Annotated in this window: 2 protein-coding genes; one reads left to right on the top strand and one right to left on the bottom strand. The window is 74.5% G+C overall.

All coding sequences use genetic code 11. The features are described 5' to 3' along the window. Positions 1-128 precede the first annotated feature (128 nt). Positions 129-554 (top strand): hypothetical protein, encoded by a 426-nt coding sequence (locus tag ACFWXO_RS12620; RefSeq protein WP_375891143.1) that lies wholly within the window; start codon positions 129-131, stop codon positions 552-554. A 21-nt stretch (positions 555-575) separates the two neighbouring features. On the opposite strand, the gene ACFWXO_RS12615 is transcribed toward ACFWXO_RS12620, so the two are convergent. Next, positions 576-1,982: an SDR family NAD(P)-dependent oxidoreductase gene (locus ACFWXO_RS12615; protein WP_380523591.1), complete on the bottom strand. Its 1,407-nt coding sequence runs from the start codon at positions 1,980-1,982 to the stop codon at positions 576-578. Between the last annotated feature and the right edge of the window lie 272 nt (positions 1,983-2,254).

Below are 2,254 nucleotides of genomic sequence, written 5' to 3'. Positions count from 1 at the left end.
TCCGCCGGGGGGTGTGCCGGCTCCCGTGCGAGGGGTGCCGGCTGCCGGGTCAGGGTTTTCGGGCGGGCGGCCCCCCGGGGGAGCCCCCGGGGGGGCCCGTCCTCGCAGGTCGGGCCTAGGGTTCGAGCATGAACGTACCCGCACTGATCCCGATCCGGCGCGAGCCGGACTGGCGCACGGACACCATCGGCCGCTGGCAGGGCGGCCAGTTCCTGGCCTCGGCCGTCGTGGCCGAGGGCCGACCGTACGCGGTGCTGCACCGTTTCGACCCGGCGGGGCAGCACCTGGAGTCGAGCATCCGGGCCGTCGGCACGGCGGCGGAGGCCCGTCGGCTGCTGGACGAGTGGCTGGACGCCCTGCCCGAGCGCGCGTACGGGGACATCGCGATCGCGCAGTTCTCCGTGGAGGTCGACGGCGTGCTCTTCGGGCTCCTCCTCGACGAGGAGGAAGCCGACGAGGACGACGAGGAGGGCGAGGAGGAAGGGCCCTGGGTCGAGCTCCGCCCCGACGGCCTCGGCTTCCACGCGCCGTGGGACGGCTGCTACGACACCTGAGCCGTCACCGCCCGCGGGCCGTCACCACTCCGCGACCCGGTAGTCCTTGAGGAACACTCCCGACACCGGGTGGCCCGCCTCGCCGCGCACGACCGGGTCGTACACCCGGGCCGCGCCGTCCACGATGTCCAGCGGGGTGCGGAAGCCCCGGGCGGCGATCCGGGTCTTCGCCGGCGCCGGGTTCTCGTCGGTGATCCAGCCGGTGTCGACGGCGCACATGTGCACGCCCCGTGGGGCGAGTTCGGCGGCGCTGGTGCGGGTGAGCATGTTGAGCGCGGCCTTGGCCATGTTGGTGTGCGGGTGGCGCGCGGTCTTGTTGCGGACGGCGAACCGGCCCTCCACCGCCGTGACGTTGACGATGTAGCGGGCGGGGTGCGGGGAGGCCAGCAGCAGCGGCAGCAGCCGGTCGCAGAGCAGGGCCGGGGCCAGCGAGTTGACCAGCTGGGTCTCCAGCAGCTCCGCCGGGTCGAGCGAACCGAGCGTGGCGGACCAGGAGTTGGCCGGTGCCAGGTCGGGCAGCAGCCCGGCCTCGTCGGTGAGGTCCAGCAGGGAGCCCGCCCCGGAAGGGAGTTGGGCCGCGACGGCGGACGGCCGGAAGCCGGGGGCGTGGGTGACGGCCCGGCGGTCGGCGCCCGGCAGGGCCGCGGCCTCGCCCGCCGCCAGCAGGGCGTAGGACTTCGGGGGGCGGCGCAGGGTCTGCGCGGCGTTGTTGACCAGGATGTCCAGCGGTCGGCCCTCGGCGCGCAACTGCTCGGTCAGGCCCAGGACTTGGCGCGGGTCACGGAGGTCGATGCCGACCACGGTCAGCCGCTCCCACCACTGCGCGCTGCCCTCGGCGGCGCGGAAGCGGCGGACGGTGTCCTGTGGGAAGCGGCTGGTGACGGTCAGCTCGGCGCCGTCCCGCAGCAGCATCAGCGCGAGCTGGAAGCCGATCTTCACCCGTCCGCCGGTGAGCAGCGCCCGGCGCCCGCGCAGGTCGGTGGAGAGGCCGCGGCGGGCGGTGTTGTCGGCCGCGCAGTCCGGGCACAGCATGTGGTAGAAGCCGTCGACCTGCCGGTACGCCTGCTTGCAGACGTAGCACTTGCGCGCGACGACCAGTTCGCCGACCGGCCCTCCCGGAGCCGTGGCGAGCGCTGTGTCCTCGCGGCGCTGCCGGGCGCCGGTCGCGGTGGCGGCGAGCAGTGCGGCGTCGGCCTGCCGGACGGCGTCCTTGGCCTCCTGGCGGCGGCGCTTGCGGCTCTCCATCACGAAGGAGCTGAGCTGGCGCTCGGCGACCAGCCGGGTGCGGTCGTGCGGGGGGAGGCCGCGCAGCCGGCCCAGGGTGACGCTGAACGCGCTGAGTTCCTCGGGGGTGAGGCCCGCCGCACACGCGGCGTCGCTGGTCGTGGTGGTGGTGATCAGCTGGTGGTGGTCGTCCCGGACCGTCATGTCCGCCCCCTCGTTCCGTACAGGTGGGAGGGACTGTAGTTGACGGTCCGGGACGATGAGATGCCAATTTCTTCCGGCTGCCCGAGCCGCCCGTGCCACCCGAGCTACCCGAGCTGCCCGAGCTGTCCGTGCCGCCCGAGAGTGTCGGCCCGGCCGTGACGCACGGAGGCGCCGACCGGCACCAGGCCCGGCGGAGGCCACCGGGGGGGTGGGGGGGGCACGGGGTGATGTGGGAGATCTGGGGGCAAGAGAGCGTGTGTGGGGGGGGTGGT

Origin of the sequence: Kitasatospora sp. NPDC059088, from assembly GCF_042738155.1 — a bacterium.
Taxonomy (GTDB): Bacteria; Actinomycetota; Actinomycetes; order Streptomycetales; family Streptomycetaceae; genus Kitasatospora.
Note: the sequence above shows the minus strand (reverse complement) of the source record. Positions and strands in the feature narration are given on the sequence as shown.